The sequence below is a fragment of the Marinomonas balearica genome (genome assembly GCF_004362145.1).
GTDB classification, from domain to species: domain Bacteria; phylum Pseudomonadota; class Gammaproteobacteria; order Pseudomonadales; family Marinomonadaceae; genus Marinomonas; species Marinomonas balearica.
Map to the genome: position 1 here is coordinate 353,003 of NZ_SNXC01000010.1, position 21,272 is coordinate 374,274.

The 21,272-nt window shown below is 42.1% G+C and carries 25 protein-coding genes; 19 read left to right on the forward strand and 6 right to left on the reverse strand.

Going from position 1 to position 21,272, the window contains the following annotated elements; all coding sequences use genetic code 11:
- The 14 genes from DFP79_RS06760 (at nt 1) to DFP79_RS06825 (ending at nt 10,291) form a co-directional block, all read left to right on the forward strand.
- Nucleotides 1–267: an amphi-Trp domain-containing protein gene (locus DFP79_RS06760; protein ID WP_133503171.1), complete on the forward strand. Its 267-nt coding sequence runs from the start codon at nt 1–3 to the stop codon at nt 265–267.
- Nucleotides 268–312: 45 nt separating this feature from the next.
- Complete coding sequence (locus DFP79_RS06765; RefSeq protein ID WP_133503172.1) at nt 313–831, forward strand: GNAT family N-acetyltransferase; 519 nt, start codon at nt 313–315, stop codon at nt 829–831.
- Between the two features lie 130 nt (nt 832–961).
- Nucleotides 962–1,447, forward strand: coding sequence for an RDD family protein (locus tag DFP79_RS06770; protein WP_133503173.1), 486 nt, complete (start codon nt 962–964; stop codon nt 1,445–1,447).
- Between the two features lie 108 nt (nt 1,448–1,555).
- Entirely contained in the window at nt 1,556–1,918 is a 363-nt protein-coding gene (locus DFP79_RS06775) for a hypothetical protein (protein WP_208111401.1), read from the forward strand.
- Between the two features lie 35 nt (nt 1,919–1,953).
- Entirely contained in the window at nt 1,954–2,424 is a 471-nt protein-coding gene (locus DFP79_RS06780; protein WP_133503174.1) for a GNAT family N-acetyltransferase, read from the forward strand.
- A 576-nt stretch (nt 2,425–3,000) separates the two neighbouring features.
- On the forward strand, nt 3,001–3,192 hold the full coding sequence (locus DFP79_RS06785; protein ID WP_133503175.1) for a hypothetical protein: 192 nt from the start codon (nt 3,001–3,003) through the stop codon (nt 3,190–3,192).
- 40 nt (nt 3,193–3,232) lie between these two features.
- Nucleotides 3,233–3,826, forward strand: coding sequence for a LysE family translocator (locus DFP79_RS06790; protein WP_243730225.1), 594 nt, complete (start codon nt 3,233–3,235; stop codon nt 3,824–3,826).
- Nucleotides 3,827–4,557: 731 nt separating this feature from the next.
- Nucleotides 4,558–5,721, forward strand: a complete 1,164-nt coding sequence (locus DFP79_RS06795; RefSeq protein ID WP_133503177.1) for an aldose 1-epimerase family protein — start codon at nt 4,558–4,560, stop codon at nt 5,719–5,721.
- Nucleotides 5,722–6,215: 494 nt separating this feature from the next.
- Complete coding sequence (locus DFP79_RS06800) at nt 6,216–6,620, forward strand: hypothetical protein (RefSeq protein WP_133503178.1); 405 nt, start codon at nt 6,216–6,218, stop codon at nt 6,618–6,620.
- Between the two features lie 51 nt (nt 6,621–6,671).
- A complete protein-coding gene (locus DFP79_RS06805; RefSeq protein WP_133503179.1) occupies nt 6,672–7,283 on the forward strand; it encodes an RDD family protein in 612 nt (203 codons plus the stop codon).
- Between the two features lie 417 nt (nt 7,284–7,700).
- Nucleotides 7,701–8,291, forward strand: coding sequence for a class I SAM-dependent DNA methyltransferase (locus tag DFP79_RS06810; RefSeq protein WP_243730217.1), 591 nt, complete (start codon nt 7,701–7,703; stop codon nt 8,289–8,291).
- A gap of 215 nt (nt 8,292–8,506) precedes the next feature.
- On the forward strand, nt 8,507–8,911 hold the full coding sequence (locus DFP79_RS06815; protein ID WP_243730218.1) for a hypothetical protein: 405 nt from the start codon (nt 8,507–8,509) through the stop codon (nt 8,909–8,911).
- A gap of 100 nt (nt 8,912–9,011) precedes the next feature.
- Nucleotides 9,012–9,536 carry a DUF2867 domain-containing protein gene (locus DFP79_RS06820; protein ID WP_133503181.1) on the forward strand — a complete coding sequence of 175 codons (525 nt, stop codon included), beginning with the start codon at nt 9,012–9,014 and terminating at the stop codon, nt 9,534–9,536.
- Between the two features lie 47 nt (nt 9,537–9,583).
- Nucleotides 9,584–10,291 carry a class I SAM-dependent methyltransferase gene (locus DFP79_RS06825; protein ID WP_243730219.1) on the forward strand — a complete coding sequence of 236 codons (708 nt, stop codon included), beginning with the start codon at nt 9,584–9,586 and terminating at the stop codon, nt 10,289–10,291.
- Between the two features lie 235 nt (nt 10,292–10,526).
- On the opposite strand, the gene DFP79_RS06830 is transcribed toward DFP79_RS06825, so the two are convergent.
- From DFP79_RS06830 to DFP79_RS06845, 4 genes are all read right to left on the reverse strand, one after another.
- Nucleotides 10,527–11,405 (reverse strand): ABC transporter permease, encoded by an 879-nt coding sequence (locus DFP79_RS06830; protein ID WP_243730220.1) that lies wholly within the window; start codon nt 11,403–11,405, stop codon nt 10,527–10,529.
- A complete protein-coding gene (locus DFP79_RS06835) occupies nt 11,402–12,238 on the reverse strand; it encodes an ABC transporter permease (RefSeq protein ID WP_133503182.1) in 837 nt (278 codons plus the stop codon). The genes DFP79_RS06830 and DFP79_RS06835 overlap by 4 nt, the downstream gene beginning before the upstream one ends.
- 107 nt (nt 12,239–12,345) lie before the next feature.
- Nucleotides 12,346–13,494, reverse strand: coding sequence for an ABC transporter substrate-binding protein (locus tag DFP79_RS06840; protein WP_133503183.1), 1,149 nt, complete (start codon nt 13,492–13,494; stop codon nt 12,346–12,348).
- Between the two features lie 12 nt (nt 13,495–13,506).
- On the reverse strand, nt 13,507–14,622 hold the full coding sequence (locus tag DFP79_RS06845) for an ABC transporter ATP-binding protein (protein WP_133503184.1): 1,116 nt from the start codon (nt 14,620–14,622) through the stop codon (nt 13,507–13,509).
- A 183-nt stretch (nt 14,623–14,805) separates the two neighbouring features.
- Here DFP79_RS06845 and DFP79_RS06850 point away from each other — a divergent pair, with 183 nt between their 5' ends.
- From DFP79_RS06850 to DFP79_RS06865, 4 genes are all read left to right on the forward strand, one after another.
- On the forward strand, nt 14,806–15,585 hold the full coding sequence (locus DFP79_RS06850; RefSeq protein ID WP_133503185.1) for an MBL fold metallo-hydrolase: 780 nt from the start codon (nt 14,806–14,808) through the stop codon (nt 15,583–15,585).
- Between the two features lie 38 nt (nt 15,586–15,623).
- Nucleotides 15,624–16,679: a LacI family DNA-binding transcriptional regulator gene (locus DFP79_RS06855; protein ID WP_133503186.1), complete on the forward strand. Its 1,056-nt coding sequence runs from the start codon at nt 15,624–15,626 to the stop codon at nt 16,677–16,679.
- 27 nt (nt 16,680–16,706) lie between these two features.
- Entirely contained in the window at nt 16,707–17,531 is an 825-nt protein-coding gene (locus DFP79_RS06860) for an inositol monophosphatase family protein (RefSeq protein WP_133503187.1), read from the forward strand.
- Between the two features lie 471 nt (nt 17,532–18,002).
- Nucleotides 18,003–18,479 (forward strand): putative periplasmic lipoprotein, encoded by a 477-nt coding sequence (locus DFP79_RS06865; protein ID WP_133503188.1) that lies wholly within the window; start codon nt 18,003–18,005, stop codon nt 18,477–18,479.
- 496 nt (nt 18,480–18,975) lie between these two features.
- On the opposite strand, the gene DFP79_RS06870 is transcribed toward DFP79_RS06865, so the two are convergent.
- Together DFP79_RS06870 and DFP79_RS06875 are read right to left on the reverse strand one after the other, a co-directional pair.
- Complete coding sequence (locus DFP79_RS06870) at nt 18,976–19,629, reverse strand: bifunctional 4-hydroxy-2-oxoglutarate aldolase/2-dehydro-3-deoxy-phosphogluconate aldolase (protein WP_013660590.1); 654 nt, start codon at nt 19,627–19,629, stop codon at nt 18,976–18,978.
- Between the two features lie 38 nt (nt 19,630–19,667).
- Entirely contained in the window at nt 19,668–20,456 is a 789-nt protein-coding gene (locus DFP79_RS06875) for an IclR family transcriptional regulator (RefSeq protein WP_013660591.1), read from the reverse strand.
- Between the two features lie 215 nt (nt 20,457–20,671).
- On the opposite strand from DFP79_RS06875, the gene DFP79_RS06880 reads away from it, so the two are divergent.
- The gene (locus tag DFP79_RS06880) at nt 20,672–21,265 is read left to right on the forward strand and encodes a P-loop nucleotide/nucleoside kinase family protein (RefSeq protein ID WP_133503189.1); all 594 of its coding nucleotides are present in this window, start codon (nt 20,672–20,674) and stop codon (nt 21,263–21,265) included.
- The last annotated feature ends 7 nt before the right edge of the window (nt 21,266–21,272 follow it).

The following is a 21,272-nucleotide window of genomic DNA, read 5'->3' on the forward strand; positions in this document are numbered from 1 at the left end:
ATGAAATCAAAAACTGAATTTAAACATGAAGCATTACTCGACGCGAGTGACATCCAAGATGTGCTGAAAGCCATTTCCAAAGGAATGGGCAAAGGCAAATTGGAGTTCAGCGATGACAAAGACGGAGAGCTGCTCTTACATCCACAAGGGTTGCTCCGTTTAAAAGTCACCGCTTCAGAAGAAGATGACCGACAGCAATTTGAGATAAAAGTACGCTGGGAAAAAAGCCCAAAAGCCATTAGTAAGAATCCTCCTAAGATTGCGTAGTACCGTTGTCCGGAAGACAACGGTTAATCTGAAAGTGAGACAACAATGAAGTTAGAACTGATTCAAACTAAGCACATTCAAGCGCTGGTGAAGATCGCCTCAGATACGCGCATATCTGACACCAGCGGCGTGCCGGAAAATTGCAATGAAAACGACGTTACGGCTTGGCTGGAGAGCAGCCTAGCTGTACCCAGCGCCGAAATGCACTTCGTGCTTTTAGAAGGCGAAAATGTGTGCGGATGTTGTATCCTAAAAAAAATAGACTGGGTCAAACGTGAGGCAGAACTGTCTTACTGGTTAGGCATCGACTACTGGGGCAAAGGGCTTGGCACCCAAGCCGCCCGACTGATAGCCGAGAACGCATTTAACCTATTCGGCTTTAAAGCACTCAACTCCCATTATCTCAAAATCGCCAATGCCCCATCGGGCAAAATCCTCCACAAACTCGGCTTCGTAAAAGACGAAACACGAGCAGATCTAAAAGCGGAAGGGCGTTTCCTAATGCACGAAAACGACGTCTGGACCTTCGTAACGCTAGAAAGAGAAAGCTTCATCGACTCCTGATATCACCTTTACTCGTCATGCATTGAAGATGTTCGACGAGCTTACCTAAAATGCTCTTCTTAATATACAGAAGGTGTTTCTGGACAGTACAAAGAATCAATATCGTTAAATTAACAAAAAAGGAAAAATTATGAGCAGCACTGAAATGGAAAACTTAGACGATTCATATAACTATTCAGGCTTTTGGATAAGAATGGTCGCGACACTGATTGATTCAATTTTGATGATGTTTATTACGATGCCGCTCCTATACTCAATATACGGCGCTTCGTATTTTGACTCTAAAGAAATCGTTTTGGGTGTTCCTGATTTATTGATTAGTTATGTTGTCCCCATTTCCGCGACGATACTATTTTGGGTTTATAAGTCAGCAACACCAGGGAAAATGGTCATGAAACTAAAGGTCGTTGACGCTAAAACAGGAAATCCACCTTCTATTCAACAATCAATTATCCGATATGTTGGGTACTTTATTGCATTTATACCCTTGTTTTTAGGTGTTATATGGATTGCATGGGACAGCAAAAAACAAGGTTGGCACGATAAGCTCGCAGGTACAGTCGTTGTTCGTTCTCAGAATAACGTTGTGGAAGACGTGGATTTCTCAGAGGCCTAGTTCTTGCCGCTTAGCGTTTGAAGTCTAGTGCTCGTCCCACGTTTTTGTTCGGTTTCCAACCTCGATTATGTGATTACATTGATTCTGAAATTAACTCTTAGATTAACTATGAAAGTAGCTCTGAAAATAATAGCCTCACTTATTCTGATAGGGGTGCTAAGTGGTTGTGACTTTGGCATCCCAGAAGCGGATGAAAAGTTTGGAACGCAGAACTTCGTATCTGCTGTTTCCATTATTGAGCTTCATAAGCTCAGAAACGGCGAATACCCCAAAGACCTCGACGATCTAGAATTCTTAGGGGATTGGGATGGCATTTGGCTATCAGCCGTTCGCTATGAACGAAATGGCGACGGCTACAATCTCTATTTAGAACGTGGTTGGTCTAAGAAACCCAGTTTAGAATTTCCTGTAAAATTCAAAAAGGGGCTTGGTATTAAGGAGAGTAATGTAACTTGGGCCTCAGCTAAGTAAATTTCATAACCGTTGGAAGGGAGTAATCGTTAATTATGGATATCACGTTTAGAAAAGCCACCGTAGAGGATGCTGAATCGATTAGCTCAATGGTGCTAGAACTCACGAATGAAATAGGTGAACGAACCAATGTTCAGCACTTCGATATTAACCCAAAAGAAACCATTGAGCGCTGCCAACAGTTAATGTCTGACGGCCATTACACCGCCATTCTCGGCTTTTCTGACACCACGCCTATTGCCGTTGCAACATTTACAGAAACCTATGCCTTGTACTGTGGTGGTAAAATTGGCTTGATTCAAGAATTCTATGTTTCTCCTACTCAGCGTTCCTTAGGCGTAGGAGAGATGTTGTTAAATCAAGTGAAAGAACATGGTGTCCAACATAGCTGGTCTTGCATTGAGTTATGCACCCCACCATTGCCCGAATTTGCCAAAACACTCTCTTTTTACCAGCTGAATGGACTGAAACCAGTCGGTGGTCGAAAAATGAGAGTGTCACTTTAATCGTCATTCCTATCAATAAACTCTAAGCGGCAACGATGGTTTGGGTGAGCTTCAAACTATTTTTGCTTTATCTCAAAAATGTCACACTAATTTCTAGGTGAATGAAATTCACTTTCTTGCTTCGTCTACCATGCTTTTTGAAAGTGTATTAGTATCAAGGTTATAGTGAATGGATGGCTGAAATAAGGTGTCATCACGATAAATATATATGCGTATGCCTATCGACATGGCACGGTTTTTATAAAAGGCTAAAACCCTATTTAGATCAGAGTGTTAGAGGTCGGATAAAAATCATACTTGTGCGGTTGGGCGTGTCTATTAATAAAATGTTAGCCTCAAGTAGAGTAATTTCATGTCCGCTCCAGAATTTCTTTATCACTACACAAGTATTGAAGGTTTAGCGCACATCCTGTCTTCAAAAAAAATAAGATTTTCGAGGCTGGATTTTTTAGAGAACGTTACTGGACACCCAACGTAACGTTGACCTAATGGTTTTTTGTCCAAATTGGGTTTGCTGTATTGTGACCCTCCTGTTTTCTGAGGGCCGCGCAATTTAATTAATTTAGGGAAAATCGAATGAAAGGATGGAAGCTGTTGCTAGCAAAGTCAGCCTATGAGTATCCAGCGAAAACTTGTGCTGTATTGTTTTTCAGTAACTTATTAGCTTTTTTTCAACACATTGATATCTCAGTGGCAACAGGGTCATTTTTTGGTCTAAAAGATTCTTGGTGCCGAGTAGCACCACAATCGGTAGAAACGAATAATTAATTTATAAAACGTTTAGGAAGATTATAGAATGGATTCATTAATGATATTTTTTTTAAATTGCATTGCTCTCAGCTCATTGCCTGGACCAAATAATATATTGTGTTTTAATTACACTATTAAAGAAGGTGTATTTTATAGCATGACAGGCTGTCTAGGCCGATTTCCTTCTTATCTTTTACTTATGTCTGTTTCTGTTTTTTTATTGTTTTTTACGATAGGTATTAATGATAATGTACTCAATGTCGCGCAAGTAATCGGCAGTTTCTATATTGTTTTTTTAGGAGTGAAAATCTTCCGTGCAGTGAGCTCTGGCGACGAATCGAATAACGTATCAAATAAAAGCCACTTTTTACAAGAGTTTTGGACAGCTTTATCTAACCCAAAAGCCATATTGGTTTTCTTGGCGATTTTCCCTAATTTTATTAATAAAACAGACAGTTTCTTTTTGCAGTTTTTATTGTTAGGCAGTCTAGCCATGCTGGCTGAATTATTAATGGCGTATTCCTATATTTTATTAGCTAGCCTTCTACCTAAAAAAAGTACATTCATTCAATCTATCAATAAAGTGTCTGGAGCGGCATTAGTCATAATGGCTGGCCTGATGTTGTACAACACCTTTAGCAATATAATTTAATTATGAGTCTCCATCTGACATGTAAATACGGCGTAATACAAGCCATCCATACAACTAATCTAATAATTTCAAAAATTTAGTTTTTTCTTTATCAGAGCGACTCTATCAAAAGCACAATGCCTCTCACCTTTTCTGCGCTGACGACGACAGTGACGCAAGCAGAAAAGGCGAAGGCTTTTTGCCCATACCAAATAAATCCGCTAGCGTTCAAGAGCAAGGCAGGTTTACTCGCAGTTACTTCCAATATGATGTATCGAACTACTACTATTCTTGCCCTGAAGAAAAGCGATTAACGCCATCAGGTTAAGGTTAGGCCAAACCGAAGGCGCACAAGGCTACTCGCGTAATTTAATTCCCTGATAATCTACCATCATTCCTAAACAGATCTAAGATCGTACAATGTGATCGGTATGAGGCCGCTTCTCGCGTGAAAACTGAGAATAATCTCCGGTTTACCGTGAGTTTCCAAAATAGGCAGTTTAGCCACTGGTTTTAACTCGATAGATTTGATTGTAGAGCTGGAAAGTGTTTTCTTATTCTATCTAGTGGGTGTCTGTTTGTGTACGGGAGGATACCGTTTTTGGAAGAGCTTAGAGCATCGCAGAAAACAACGCACGAGATCGCTTTCCAAATTGTACTAAGGTAAATGGCCACCGTTCTATTATAATCGCCCCCAGCTTTATTTATTCCGCCTGTTTTTAACTATGAACCTTGTTTTCGGGAGTCTATCTATGTCGTCAGCTAACCTTTATTCAAAAGTCTTGCTAAACAGTTCTGATGGCATTGATGCTGGTAATTGTGTGGTTTCCGCATTAGACATGGGGTTGCCAGAGGATGTGAAGGTGGAGCTAAGACAATGCGTACTGACAGGAGGAAAAGAGCAGGGGTCACGACTTATCACCTTAACAGTTGGAGATAAAGTACTGCGTATTGTCCCCACACGTGCGATGGCGATTCTAGATGCCACTCGAAATGGCATTCGATTTGGTTGGGATTCTCCGGTCAAGGAAGTAGTACATCCTAGTTTCATTGATCAAGGGGCTTCTGGCGGAATAGGCTGGCTAGATGGCTTTAATGAAATGTTGGTTCGATGCGGCTATCAATGGGCCGGGCACCCAGGTGAAGACAATGGTGAGTTTCTGACGTTACATGGCCGTATCCAAAATACACCTGCCGACAAAGTTGTTTTAGAGGTTGAGCAAATACCGCCTTATCGCGTAGCGCTAAGAGGTTGTGTGGATGAAAAGCGTTTTAAATCTACAAACTTTACAGTGAATACCGCCATTACACTTTCATTAGATGAGCCTTATATCTACATAGAAGACACACTGACGAACAAAGCGAGCTATGATAATTCTTATCAAGCCATCTACCATAATAATTTTGGTGCTCCTATTCTTGAAGAGGGGGCCAAACTGCATGTTGCTGCCAACGAGATATCGCCATTCAATACCTACGCGGCTATAGGACTTAACGATTGGGATACGATGCCAGCTCCCACCGAAAACTTTGATGAAATGGTATTCAATGTAAAGCCTATCTCGGATAAGCATGGATTCGGCTATGCGTTAATGGCAAATCGAAACGAGTCAGCAGCAATTGAGGTGGGCTTTAATACTGATACTTTGCCCGTTCTTACTATTTGGAAGAATGTTGATACAGTTGAACAAGGGTATGTCGTAGGTATTGAACCGGGAACTTCCTTTGCGTATAACCGAAAGCATCAATGGGAACTTGGTTTAGTCCCTACTATTAAAGCCAAACAGAGTAAGACCTTCAGAGTTCGGTTTGGTCTTTTGACAAGTAACAAAGAGGTTTTACAGTCGAAAGCAAGCATTCAGACTTTGCAAACAGAGCCCGCTACAATGACGGCAGAACCAATAGTCAAACTGTGATTTCAGGCGCTGACTGCTGTTTTAAAGCGTAGTCTATTATGTCGGCCACTCACAACCTTATTGACGTTCAATCGATAACTCGTTAATCTCAAACAATAAACTCAAGGATGAGAAAGTTCGTAATGCCTAGATCAAAATTCCAGAAAATCAGTTTTTCTGACGCCCCTCGCAGTTCATTCACAGTTCTTATAGAACCCCCAACTACTTATTACTCGTTTTGCGGTAATTCATCTGTTCACTATGTGGGATAGGCTGCATCAAATAGCCGGAGCGCAAGTGACTAAGGTCTGATTAATCGGCGTTCAGCATTTTAAGCCGTTCTAGGCTGAATCTAGAGGCACAAGTACTCGAAAACACACCGCAAAGACACAGGGAAGTCAGATCGTGAAATGAGCAAATCCCCTAAATAAAATGTGCTATTTCGACAAAGGGTTATAACAGAGGCTTCGCCGTCGTATAACCCTTAATTTTCAAATATACAACAAGGAAGTTACATGAAACTATCAATTTCAATGATTTTAATACTTTTTTCTGTCGCTACTTATGCAGATACAGCTTCAGAGATTAACGCAGCGATTGTTGCCAACTTTAAGCATACTCAGTCTGAAGATGCTGCCGCAGCTCTGAATGATCTACATTCAGAGTCACCTGCATATCTGTCAACTAAACAAGCTCTCCAGCAGGTATTTTCAACCTATGATCTTAAATACGAACTTCTTAATTATCAGTTTGTAGGTGAGGATAGCGAATATGCCTATGCAAAAATAAAACAGAGAACCTCGAAAGTGAGTGGCCCAGCGTTTGACAATAATGAATTAGAGATGTTAATGATTTTCAAACAAGAACATGGGATATGGAAAATATGGACTCAGGTCAATCTCTCTCTTTCATTCTTATAAACGTAACTAAAATGCAGAGCCTGAACTTGCGTTCTGAGTAAAGGAGTAAAAATGGAATTTTCACCAATCGAAAAGAATGGATTTAATGCTTATGCAGGGTTCTGGAAGCGATTTTGTGCCGGAATTGTAGACACTATCGTATTAATCCCAGTTGTAATTATCTTCTTTTATCTGGAAAGTATTTCAATTTCAGGGGCTATGATTGTTGCGTTCATATCAAGCGCGCTTTATTCGGCATATTGCGTATATTTTCATTATCGCTACGGTGCCACACTTGGGAAAATGGTATCAAAAATAAAAGTCACAAACCTCGATGGCTCGTCTATTAATTTAAGAAAAGCAATTCTTCGTTCCTCTGTAGATATTGGTTTTGCAGTCTTAATGGTTACGGCTCAAATTATTGCAATATCTCACGCGACTCCTGAGGAGTATCTCTCTGCGGGCTGGATGGAGCGAGTAGAATATATCACCCCACTATATCCATCATGGTTTGGTTTGGTCACTATTGGCTCTAATGTCTGGGTTTGGGGTGAGTTTTTTGTTTTATTGCTCAACAAAAGAAAGCGAGCAATTCATGATTTCATAGCCGACACAGTGGTTATAAAACGGGAATACGCAGAGCAAGACGCTCAGTTAAGAGACAACGCGCTGCGTACTTCGTAAGTGTGTTAGACGCACTTCAAAGAAAAGGCGCCTATGAAATACATAGAAAAGATCTAAATAGTTATTGCTCACGGACTCACAGTGTGGAGACCGAAGCGTCATAAGGTTTTCCAATCAACCGCGTTTTGAAAGCTGCAAAGATTAATGAGCAAAAACGTTCAAAAGAGAGTTTCTTAGCTCTATTTAAGGGTAAGAACTCTCGAAAACACACCGCAAAGACACAGGGGCGTCGCATCATGAAAAAAGTAGACCCCTTACGTAAAGACGCGGTAGGATTTGTTACGGCATCCGTTTCTCAATACGACGTAAAGAACGATAAATTGACGATGTATTGAGTGCTTTTATGAGCCTAACAAAGCGCCGATTTAGGCTCTGATCTTTTGTTTAAATAGTTCGATGGCCGATGAACTGCGGGAGATGATTTTGAATAACGAGTGGGATGAATATGCTGAAAACTGGGATGTAGATCCGGTGGTTGAAGCGTATGCAAAAAATGCATTTTCGGTACTATTAGAAAACATCGATATAAACGGACTTACAGTGCTGGATTTTGGTTGTGGGACCGGTGCGCTGACTCGGCTAATGAGCCCTTACGTTAAAAGCGTTGTAGCGATAGATCCGTCTTCAGAAATGATAAAGCATTTGAATAACAAGGCGCTGAATAACGTGTTGTCTATCTCAGACTATCTATCAACAGAGCTTGTTCAAAACTCCCCTGAGTTAGACTGTGAGTTTGATTTAATTGTAGCCTCGTCTGTTTGTAGCTTTTTACCCAACTATGAAGAAACATTAAGTGTTCTCAAATCCCTCTTAAAAAGAAATGGCGTGTTTGTGCAATGGGATTGGCTGTCTAATGATGAGTCCTCTGGTATGGGATTGTCAGAGGAACGAGTCAAACACGCGTTGGTAGAAAATGGTTTTGTAGATATCGAGCTGGCAAGACCTTTTACAATGAGCAGTTCAAAAGGAAATATGCCTGTTTTAATGGCGATGGGCAAAAATGTTTAACCAAGGTTAAACACGTACAAAATACCGTGAGCAGTGAAGCCAAAATGGGCGTTTTCAGAGGTTGATTTAGCCTCAAAATAACAGGAAAACACACCACTAGAAACAGGGATGTCCTAGTGTTCAACTATCAGGAACACCTCTTTAAAACACAAGCTCCCTCGCTAAAGGTGCGATCGTTCCTATTACCCCTTTTTTTTAATATTTAGAGAGGAAGTATGAAGTATCTTTCCATGGTAAGTGTCTGTCTTATATGTGGTCTTGTTAGCGGGGTCGTCTATGCTGATGGCTGCATAGCTGAAGTAACCCAAGCGACGTCTGATATGACGTTTGAAAACATTGTCGAGCTGGTTGAGGAAGAGGGCGAACGCTACGATCAATTTGTATCTGGGTTGAAGTCGGTTGGAACCGTTCGTCGACTCAGCGCAGGTAATCAGTTTTATCAGTCAAACACTTCGTTCAATCGAAAAACAGCGTACATTAATGGCGATGTTCTTGAAGGCGAGTTCATCGGAGTACACTTCAGTGGTACAACAGACACCAATGCAGCCTTTGGTCTGTTTCTTGGTTTTGAGAAGAGGGGCTGTAAACTACGGTCGGTTTCATATGACAGGCCTACGTAACCTTCCGACTAATGTCTTTTAACTAATACGTTTAATCCATACTTTTAACTAATAAGATCACACGGACAGTGATGATGCCATCCGTGTGTGAGGTAACGTTATGAATATACCGTTTAAGACTGCACTCCCAGAGAATAGTCAAATTGAGCCACGTGCGTTAGGAGCCTATTTTTACGATGCTTGGAGTGTACAAGCTGCAATGGCAGATCTAGATCCTCTTGCGCAATTTATCCGAGTAGCGAAGAAAACGCCCAGCTGGATTGATCTAATGATGGTCTTGAGAAACCGCGTGGTTCAACTATTTGGGCTCAAAAACGTAGGTGTGCTTTCTGATATTGATCCCTCAAAGCCCAGTGCTGACTACAAAGTCGGTGAGCGGGTTGGTGTTTTTACACTCCTTGAAAACAGTGAAAATGAAGTTTTATTAGGAGACGAAGACAATCACCTAAGTGTGGTTGTTTCAATCCATAAAAAAAGAAATGCTAACGACACAGAGACAATGGTAACGGTTTCTACTGTCGTCCATATAAAAAATTGGATGGGAAGATTGTATATGTTACCGGTTGCGCCAGTTCATCACGTCATTGCCAAAAGAATGACGGGAGCGATGGGTAATGCGCTCTAGCTAAAGCGTATTTTCTTCCTGTTGGTGCTTTTTTATACAGAGGCCCAATGCGTATAGAAGAAGGGTTGTCGATGTGTCGGATAGAACTCCCATTTGACAACTTGATTGGTCTTAAAGGTCGCGTCTCGCAGTATCAGGAGTGGTGTATGGATAAAAATACGGAAATTTTGCAGCAATACTATAAACGTGCGTTGTCTCACCCACATTCTAAACAAACGGAATCCGCTGTAACGTTAAACGAATCAAACTTAAAAGTGGCGATTGATTGCGGCTGCGGTACGGGAAGTGATGCTGATTTTTTAGAAAAAAACGGTTATCAGGTTCACGTCTTTGATATTAACCCAGATTCAGTTGCCATTTGTCTTGATCGGTTCGACACGAAATCACTCGTCGAAGTCACTGTGTCACCTTTTGAGACTTTTGACTATCCGAGTGCCGGTGCCGTTATTGCAAACTCCAGTTTCTTCTTTGCTGATGCCGCTCAGTTTGGCTTAACTTGGCGTAGTATTACTTCTTCCCTTGCTATTGGTGGCGTGTTTGTTGGCGATTTTATGGGGTTAAACGACGGTTGGGCTTCCAATTTTCGTGTCCCGACCATGCCATTATCCGAATCAGAGGTACGGGATTTGTTTGTAGAGTTTGATATTGTTACGTTCATTGAACGAGATGAAAACGCTAAAACCTCGCTGGGTAAGATGAAACACTGGCACACTTATTCAGTTGTTGCGATCAAGAAGGGAAAGATGAAAAACTGAACTATTTTCATCTTTCCGCAAGCCTAATCAGACGAGTAACTGAGCAACCGTGATTAGGTAAAAGGTGCTAGGGGATTAGATGTACCAATTACCTACGATCTGGGTAAAACGACAGATATTGGTGGTTAAATTGCGATCAAAAAGAGTCTCTTTAGCCTACTTATAGGTTTGCCATCAAGCATAGGAAAATTGATGGCTTTTCGCATAATAAAGCTAATTCCACTCTTCTAAGTTCTTATTTACCTATCTTGGCTAGCATTTCAGGCTTCATAAATCGGTTGATGAGCAGCATAAATAGTATAGAGGGTACCAGTAGTATCAATGCCGTGATCGAAGCGATCTGGTAGTTACCCTCCATACTGGCGGTATAAAGCAGTAAAGGAAGCGTCGTTATATCGGGTGCTCCCACAAAGAATGTTCCTGTGAATTCGTCTAGGGATTCCAAAAAAACAAAGATACAGCTCGCGATAATACCCGGCGCTGCCTGCGGTAAGACGATATGGAAAAAAGTATAAATAGGGCCTGCGCCAAGGTTGCGCGAAGCTCGCTCTAACATCGGGTCGGTAGAAGCGAAGGCAGCTACACATATCCAAACTGAGAACATTAGCCCGTGTACGCTGTGTACTATGACTACGCCAACTATCGTACCGTTCAAACCAACATCATAAAATAAGCGCGCGATGTTCATATAAACCGTCAGGTTTGGGAATGCCTGAGGGATCAGGAACAAGAGCATCCAAAATACTCTAAACGGCATACTGTGTTTAGATAAAGCATATCCCGCAGGAACCGACACTAGTAAACAGACAATGACGGTAAGTACTGCAATGAAAATACTGGTAAGCAACGACCCTGACACATCACTGTATGGATTGAATACCTGATACCAATATTTCATTCCCCATTGTGAAGGGAGAGCGTTAGGAAAGTACCATGTTTCGGCAACAGTCCATATCAGCAGGTTCGTGATTGGGCCGAATAGGATGAGCGCGAAAATTAAAATGAAAACGCATTGGGACCAAAAACTCATGCGAGAGTTAAAAGCGTCGAAAAAACACTTACATTTCTTCATAACAGAGGGTTCAGGCTGATGTTGGTGGTTGGAATGCATCATGCTGTTGCTCCTTTATCTTTCAAGCTTTGGCGAAGGTAGAACCACGCCAGACCAGAACAAATGAGGTAAGACACTAGCCCTAATGCATTTGCGACATTGTAGTCTCCGTATGAATTCACACGAAAGGCCATGTCTGCGCTCATCATAGTTGGAGTCCCTGTTCCTATCATCAAAGGCACGGATAAAACGGACATCATGGTGACGGTTGAGAGCACCAAAGCGACACCTAGAGTCGGAAAGACTTGTGGAAGCATAATGTGAAAGAGTATTCGAACACGAGAAGCGCCGAGGTTTTGCGCGGCGCGAATCTGATTCTGATCAAGTGCGGCCATTGCGCCAGATAATAATAGAGTAGAGAAAGCCAGCTGTTTCCAGACAAATGTGATGATTATTCCTGTCCAGCCAAGAAAGGATATGGTGTCCATTGGTGTCATCATACCTGAGGCAACAAAGGCATTATTCATCAAGCCGTTTTTGGCGAGAAATGTCCGCATCATTTGTGCTGTGACGATAAAAGGAATAAATAACGGTAAACGGTAAAGAAGGCCTAACAAACTCACAAGGGACTTAAATGGCGATAATACAATCATCGCGGAAATCGTAATCGATAGAATTGCCAGTACAACAACCGATGCTAAAACAATCGCGATAGTAAAAAGTATATCGTTAGAATACAGCGAGAACGCTTTTGTAAGGTGCGCAAGTGTCAGGCTTCCATCTTCTAAAGTAACAGCCGAATACAGAGAGAAAAACAGCGGGTACAAGAAAAAAATGGCCACCATAATAGCGGCGGGGGCGACTAACCAAAGGCTATGGGTTGTCTTGTTTTGCATACTTCTTCCGATTTCGTTTTGTGTATAGATTAATATCTAGCACTGCCAATCTCCCCCTAGAAAAGGGGGAGGTGACGCCTAGAGAGAGCTAAAGTAGGGTTGCAAGCTTAGTTAGAAACTTGCTGTTCATAGCCTTCTTTAATGTCGTTGAAGTAAGGCGCAATCGGGAAGCTCTTACCGTATTTAGACAAATCAGATGGCGTGATTTCTGCGAATAGTTTTTTCCATGTTGCTGCATCTAGTTGGCTTTTCACGTGATCCGCATCGATACCTGGATACCAGTTAAAGCGTTTCACAATGCCTTCTGCTTGAACTTCTGGGCTTGTCGCCAATGCAATGAACTCACGAGCAAGTTCCGGGTGAGCGGCTTTTGTCGGAGTGACGTAGTACATCGGCTGACCTGGCATACCTGGAGCGATTAAAGAAAGCTTCATCGTCGGAGGAATCTTGCCCTGATCTTTCCAGCTGTAGAACATATCTACCCATACTGGCCCCATGAAGATTTCACCACGGTTAAGCATGTCTAGCGTACCCGCGTTACCTGGAGTGAAGGTGATGTTTTTGTTGAACTCTTTGAGTTCTTTAAAAGCTTTGCTCCAGTTGGCTTCATTGGCTTTGTTATAAGGCGTACTAGAAAGTGTTTTTGCATCGCTGCCATACGCGTAGATCCAGCCTGTGACGAAACTCACGCCTGACATGCCGTTTTTGATACCGTTATAACCAAATGCTTTTGGGTTTTTCTCTGTCCAAGTAACCAATTCATCGTAAGATTTCGGAGGGTTCTTGATGAATGCGCTGTTGTATGCAATGGCTGTTTGGCTGTGGAACATAGGCATTACGTAGCCGCTTACATTAGTGCCCAGCGCGTTTTCCGCACTGCTACGAGAAACCAACTTACCTGTTTCAATGTCGTTGCGGTATTTCGCGAGTAGGTCTTCAGTCACCATTTCTCCCCCCATTTTTTGGTGTACAACGGCAACATCAATATCCCATGTAGCTTTATTAGCCCCTTTTTGCGCAGAAAGCTTCTCGTAAATCTTGTGAGAGCCTGCGTCTCCAGGTCCTGTTCCGACGACATTAACTTTTACGTCTGGATGCATTTCCTCAAATTTCGGCGCTAGATAAGTTTTGACGTAATCCACCATGTTTTGACCGCCAGCAGAAGCTACGTTCAAAACGGTTTCGGCATGCGCTGCGTTCATTAATGGCGCGATGCTAAGAGTGGCCAGGACCGCAAATTTCGTTTTAGCTAACATGATTTTTCCTCGTTAAATTGTTTGAAACGATGTTGAAGTTTGAATCGTTGCGTATGCGTTTGACTTGAACGAAGTTTCAATGTCATATACATGCAACGCATGAGCTGGAACACTCAATAAAACAGGGGTGTTGGCAGGTAGATCACAGGTATGATCTGCCTGAATAATGTGCTCCCCACACTGCACACTAATTCTGTAATTGTTGCCAAAAAAGGCACTTTGCATAACATGGCCACGAAGCGACAGAACTGAATTATCGTTGTCGAAACGGCTGGTATTTGTAATGAGCGTGACGTTTTCGCTGCGGAAGAAAACCTGCTGATTGGCGGTTAGGTTGGTAGGCCTGCTAACAAATAACGCTTCGCTATTGCCGGTTAAAATTGAGCTTTCAAGCTCCGGCGTCCAGACGATTTGGTTCTCGGCACCCATAAAATTCGCGACAAATGGCGTTTTAGGCGACTGATATATCTCTTCTGGCCTACCAAGTTGCTCAATTTGTCCCTTGTTTAGAACCGCAATTCTATCTGCCATTACAAGCGCTTCTTCTTGATCATGGGTAACAATGAGTGATGTGAAGCCCAGTTGCTTTTGAAGTGCTTTGATTTCGTGACGAACGTTGAGCCGAACCTTAGCGTCGAGATTGGAAAGAGGCTCGTCCAGCACCAAGACATCAGGACGAATGGCTAGCGCCCTAGCTAGAGCAACACGTTGACGTTGGCCTCCTGATAGCGTGGTAACTTTATCGTTAGCGAGGCCAGCCAATCGAACAATGCTAAGCAGTTCATGGACTCTTTCTTCGATTTCTTCGCGTGCCACTTTCTGAACTTTAAGACCATATCCAACATTTTGGGCGACCGTCATATGGGGCCAAAGTGCATAGCTTTGAAACACCATAGTGATGTTGCGATTTTCTGCAGGCAGAGTCGTAATATCCCGATTTCCCACCTTAATTTTGCCTCCTGAAACGGGGACGAAACCACACAGTGCATTCAACAGTGTCGTTTTTCCGCAACCGGATGGACCGAGCAATGCGATCATTTCACCTTGTTCTACAGTCAGGCTTATATCATTCAGTATTTGCTTATTACCGTAGCCCGCATTCAGGTTTTCGATGTTTAATCGAGTCATTACTCATCTCCGATGACGCTTTCGAGGATCATTAGAAACTCGAATTTTTAATAATTTTCATTCAATGAACACGTGTTCATTGATTTGTAAAAAAAATGCAATATCTAGACGACATTATGGGATTACTTTGTCGGATCTTTGTGACATTTTAATTAAGCTAAAAAGACAACTTCGCGAGCAAGTATGAAAATTGATGTAGTTGGAAGCGGCAGCGCCTTCTCGAAAACGAACAATACCTCTTCGATCTTAATAGAGGATGATCAAGGCATTAAATGGTTGATAGATTGTGGGCCGACAGTACCGCGGGCATTGTTCCAACGAGGTCTGGATGTGAATGAAATAAAGGTGATTTATTTTACACATATCCACCCTGACCACAGCACAGGCTTAACGGCGCTCATAAATAATTGGAAGAGTTTTAACCGCTCTGAGTCGCTTGATATTTATTGCCAGCTTGATCAACAGGAACCGTTGAAAGGACTGGTGGCTTTGGCTATCTGGCCTGAAACCGAAGTGTGTTTTGACATCCGTTGGCACGATATTGAAGATGTATTTTCATGGCCTCTTACTCAAACAGATAGTCTGAATCAAAGAGTTTGGAAGGTTGAAACTGCGTACACTCAGCATGAGATCTCTAATCGCTCGCTTAAGATTAGGCTTGGAGATTGTACTCTGTTTTATAGCGGTGATGGGCGAGCGACTGAAGAAACCAAACGTCTAATGAAAGGGGCCGATGTCGCGTTTCAGGAGTGTGCTTCGTTTGTTGCGCTTTCTGATAATTCGTCTCACGGAGATTTGCCAGACTGTATTGGTATTGCTGAAGCGTTAGATCTGAAATCGCTAGGGATATACCACTGTTGGGATGAAGAAATTTCGCTTTTAAAACAAGTGGTTAATAAAAGAGATAATATGTTTTTGAGTTATGACGGACTAACAATCGATTTAATGAACGGTAAAACCTAAAGATGGATTCAAAGGTGTTTGAAGGTAAGAAAGGAACGATGAATAAACAGAGCAAGACATTTACAAACCGTCAAACGGTAACGGCACAGGATGTTGCGGACAAGGCTGGCGTCTCTCGTGCTTCAGTTTCAAGAACGTTCACCAGTAATGGCAGTATCGCACCTGAAACCCGTGAAAAAGTCATGCGAGCAGCGAGCGAGCTTGGTTATCAGGTGAACTTCCTTGCACAAGGCCTCAATCGTAAGCGAAGTCAATTAATCGGAGTGGTCGTTGCACGCTTAAGTGACCCTTTTAGAAGCAGCTTATTAGAAAGCTTATTAACTGAGATTCACGAAAAGGGTTACCAGGCTTTAGTGACAGAAGTTAAAAATCAAGAGCAGTTAGAAGAAACCATTCGCCAGTTTACTCAATACCGAGTTTCGGGTGTGGTTGTGACTTCTGGGCAGCCTCCAACTGAACTTGTTAGCGAGTGTGTTCAACATAACATTCCTGTAGTAGGCATTAACCGACATATGGATTTGCCGTATGTGGATTTTGTATGTTCAGACAATAAGATGGGAGCCGAGTTGGCTCTAGCGCAATTGCTGCAATCTAAATGTCGTGCACTTGGTTGGTTAAACTATAAGGGGTCAACTTGGGCAGGGGTGAATCGCGGAAAAACGTATCGGCGTTTAGTAGAGAGCAAGCAGCCAGAGTTTGGTTTGACACTATCTGATCTCACTGCTTTTGAAGATGGGTATGAAGGAGGGCGTGCCGCCGCTCATGATTACTGCTTGTCTCTTAAGACCGGATCGGTGAGCAAACTGGATGGTATTTTTTGCGCCAATGCTCAACTTGCCTGCGGTTTTCTAGATGGCATGAGAGAGTGCGGATTTGAAGCGCCAAAAGAATTTCATCTTATAGGGTTTGATGATACGCAGATAACGGCTCAATACAGTTACCGATTAACCACAATCAGACAAAACACGAGTGCTATGGCTTCTCAGGCAATCGCGTGTTTAGAAGCGCGAGGCGCAGATGCAAATTCGGCTCAACGAATTGAAATGATCCCTGTTTCATTAGTTTGTCGTCACACATCACCAATGAATGACTAAAACATCGTATAGATGTAAGGGGATAGAATGGAATTTTTTCCAGAGTATGCAAAATTAGAGGCTGCGATTAAAGCGGCTGGAAAGCGAGCGCAAGACATTCGGGCCAACGGCTTGGCAATTATGGAGAAAGGGCGGCAGGATTTCGTTTCCGACGCAGATATAGCGGTTGAAAATGACCTTAAAGAAGCCATTTTGCCCTTGTTTCCAAATGATCAATTTCTAGGGGAAGAGAGCGGGTTATCTGACAAAGAAGGAGTCAAAGCACAAAGTCACAAAATGGGCGTATGGGTAATTGATCCAATAGATGGGACGACAAACTTTTTACAGCGCATGGATTATTGGTGTGTCTCGGTTGCTTATGTAGTGAATAATGAGATTGAGTTAGGTTTTATTTATGCGCCAGATCGAGATGAGTTTTTCTTTGCGATGCGAGATAAAGGCGCGTATTTAAATGGCAAGAAACTTTCCATGACCGAGCCAGAAATAGGGCAGGCAATAATCGGTCTGGGGAGGTCGAACCGTCGACCATTGAAAGGATATCTGGACTTATTGCAGACGCTAGATGCACTAGATATTGAGTATCGCCGCTTTGGCGCAGGAGCATTAATGCTTGCGCACGTCTCTTCAGGTCTAGTTCATGGGTACTTCGAAGCACATCTAAATAGTTGGGATGCATTAGCAGGGCTTTTGCTGATCCAAGAAGCGGGGGGAAAAGTATCCTCTTTCTTAGATTCTAACGGCTTATTTGAAGGTAATCTGGTATGGGCAGCAAGTCCACTTTTGTGGGATAGACTCGAAACGAACTGTTTAACCAATGATTCATTTTTACCCAAAAGTAATGACTTAAGATAGTCGTAATACTCTTAGTATATAAACTTTTTTGTCACAAGCTTGGGCAAATGATCCCATACATGACCCCAGCTATTTACTAGCCTACTTTCGATGATCCATCCTCTCACTATGTATGAGAGGATGGATCAAATTGTTGGAAATAAAAGCAACTAATATCAAATTAATCTACGTTCAGAATTGTCTCTAGTTGAGTAACTGAGCAACCGTGATTACGTAAAAGGTACGGAGGGATTAGGCTTGCCAATCACCTAAAATCTGGGTAAAACTACAGGGATAGACGAGTAAAAAACGTTCAGAAAAGAGCCTTCGTAGCCTGATTTTAGGACAAGAGCACTCGAAAGCAAACCGCAAAGACACAGGGAGGTCGCATTGTAAAAAAGAACATCCCTATATAAAACGCGGCATTTCTACAGACGGTTATAACAGCGGCTGCGCCGCCGTATAACTCTTAATTGTTATACAAGGGAAACTATGAAGATTCTAGCAGTACTATTATCAATGGCATTGTTTTTGACAGGTTGTGCAACTACTACAATCCAAAATGGAGACGCACTCACTGAGTTTAAACCAGTTTTAAGTGAGGACAAAGAGGCACTTAGAGCAAGCTTTGTGGGTAAATGGCTGTCCAAACAACCTACAAAAGAAGGTGGTATGAGAGAAACTCTAGTTGAGCGATTTAACGATGGTCAGTATCTAATAGAATTTAAAGTTTATGATGCTGCTGGAACTATGACTATCACACAAAAAGAGTTTGGTGTTTGGGGAGTGTCCGGCGGAGTGTATTTTACAATGTATCGAGGATTGATTGAACGTGGTGAATTATATCCGTCTGACCCTAGCGATGCATACAACTACGACTCTTACAGGATTTTAGAAACATCACAGAAACAACTAGAATATTTAAGTTTGTCCTCGGGAAATCGTTTTACTTATCAGAAAGTTGAATAAGTGTATACCAATCCTCTGCACACGACTGGACTTTCCGCTCGCCGCTTAAAATGGAGTTAATATGACTCAACTCGTCAAGTAAAACGCAGGGTAAGGCCTAATTTAATAGGCCAATTTGTCACTTGAAAATAGGTGAGCGAGCACGTCAGAAGAAGCCAGTAATGTCGTTAGTTACTATGCTGGGATTATGCCAGACTCCTGCCCTACATCGAAGACCAGCCGAACTGTTTAAAATCGTTTCCGACGATCTTATTGTAGATTAAATGGCATAAGCCATTCAGAGCTGACCTTACTTGATACGTTGTGGCACTGGGTCTTCAGTCTATGCTTGTGGTTCAATAAGCGAGGTTGCTTATTTCAGCCAGAAGTTTTTGCCCAATTTGATATATTAAAAGGCCACACGTTAAGAAGGTGTGGCCTTTTAAAGTAAAGCCCTGAAGGGGGAGGACTTTGTTTGTTGTTCTAATGGATTGCCTGCACTGCAAAATGCTACAAATTACAGTGAGCTTCGAGCATCCTTGACAGCGGCTAAGAAGGTTTTAGCAGCTTCAGTCACTTTTGAGTAATCACCAGTACCTTGAGCGGCTTTGGAGATATAGCTGCCTACGCCTACTGATACACAACCCGCAGCAAACCATTCGCGAGCGTTCTCTGGAGTGACGCCTCCTGTTGGAGCGATCGGAGCTTGTTCTAGCGGCGCTTTAATTGTTTTAACATACTTTGGCCCTAGCATATCTGCTGGGAACAGCTTCACAATGTCAGCGCCAGCTTCGATGGCCGCTACACTTTCTGTTGGTGTGTAAGCGCCACAAACGCTCACTGCTTGATAGCGATTGGCCATTTGGATCATGCTGGTTGTGACATGAGGGCTTACTAAAAGCTCCGCACCTGCCAAGATCGCAGCGCGCGCTGTTTCAGCATCCAGCACAGTGCCTGCACCAATCAAGATGCCTTGATCTTTATACTTTTTGGACAATGTGGAAATGACGCCAAGGGCATTGGGTACGCTTAATGTTACTTCTAGTGCTTTTATTCCGCCCGCAATGGCGGCTTCAGCCACGGCCAGTGCTTCGCTTTCATCATCAAGACGAATAATTAATAGAATACCTGTATCAGCTATGGCTTTTAGGTTTTCAAACTTTTTCCACATCGTTTTATTATCCTTAGTAATATTGAATCTCCATTACATCAGTTTGCATATAATTTGTTCCCTCCGTAGCCTAACTGCTGCGAAAGTTTTAATGCTGTTTCTTTTACCAATGTAATGATGGTTTGCTCACGTTCTGAATTCATCGCGGAGTACATGCTAGCAACACTAATGGCGGCAATAGGTTGAGACCATTGATCGTATATGGCGGAACCAATACAGTAGGTTTCTATGTTGTCTTCTCGATCATCTATCGAGTAGCCCCGATCACGAATTGCTTGAACGTCTTTTAAAACATCCTGTATTGACACATTGGAATGTGCTGTTTTTGGAAGCAAGTCATCTTGGGTTAGGATATAGTGAATTTTTTCATCGTTTAAAGCAGCCAGCAATGCTTTACCGAGCCCCGTTGTATGCATAAACCGACGAGAGCCAAGTTTTGCTGTGGGTCGAACGACTGAAAAGCTTTCAGCTTTATCCAAATAAACAATTTTTCCTTTATCTTCAACACCCAGAAACACTGTACTGCCTGTTTGTCGATTCAGTTCTTGAAGCAGAGGACGCGCTAATTGAGACACGCTCATTTTAGATAAATAAGCGATGCCTGTTTCAAATGCGCCAATTCCTAACTTGTAGGTTTTTAATCGAGTGTCTTCTATTTCTAAAAAGCCTTTATAAACCAAGGTTTGTACTAACTCAAAACCGCTGCTTTTAGGCAAGGTTAATGCCTTGCAGATTTCGTTTAGAGTAAGTGCCTGTTCTGCTTTAGAGAGCAAAAATAAGACATCGACAACTCGCTCGGCTGACTTATTTAACTTAATCGTTTCCATATAATTCACCGTCTATCAGTATTCGCATATACGAACTTAATTCTTATATATGAATATGAGTATTGATAATTTACTCAAAACTCAATCAATTAACAAACTTATTTTACTTTTATTGTGGTTTGGATATACTCAACCGCTATCAAATCAATTGAACGATCTACTTTCGTTCGTATATACGAACCAAATTCTCATATGTGAATTGTAAGGCGGTAAGAGTGAGTCATGCAGTGATTTTAATAGTCGGTTTTCCTGGATCAGGGAAGTCGACTATTGCCAGAGCTATTGCAAGCAGCCTAGGCGCAACATACTTAGACAAAGATACCATTTGCAATAGTTTAACCGGACTTTTGCTCGAACAAAATGGTGAAGCGCCAAACGCTCGTGATAACTCTGCTTTATACAAAGAAAAAATCATGCCGCTAGAGTATCAAACGTTGTTTAAAGTCGCGAACGACACCTTGTCTTCAAGTTCATGTGTTGTGATTGATGCGCCTTTTATCAGTTTTTTTGACGACCCTGATTACATAGACAAACAACGAGCTTTTTTTCGTTCGTCAGTTGTTGAGCTACATGTGGTGGAAGTAACGGCGAGTATAGAGGTCACAAAGAAACGACTTATTCAAAGAGGAGAGAAACGCGATATTTGGAAACTTAACCATTGGAATGAGTTCTCGCAACAGATTCTCAATCAGCGTTGTTGTTGGAAAAATATCAATACATTCTCTTTTGATAATAGTTCGCCTGAAGCGAATACCGTTGCGCTTATTTCACAAATAAAGCAACACATACTTACGCAAGACACTAAATAATAAAAAT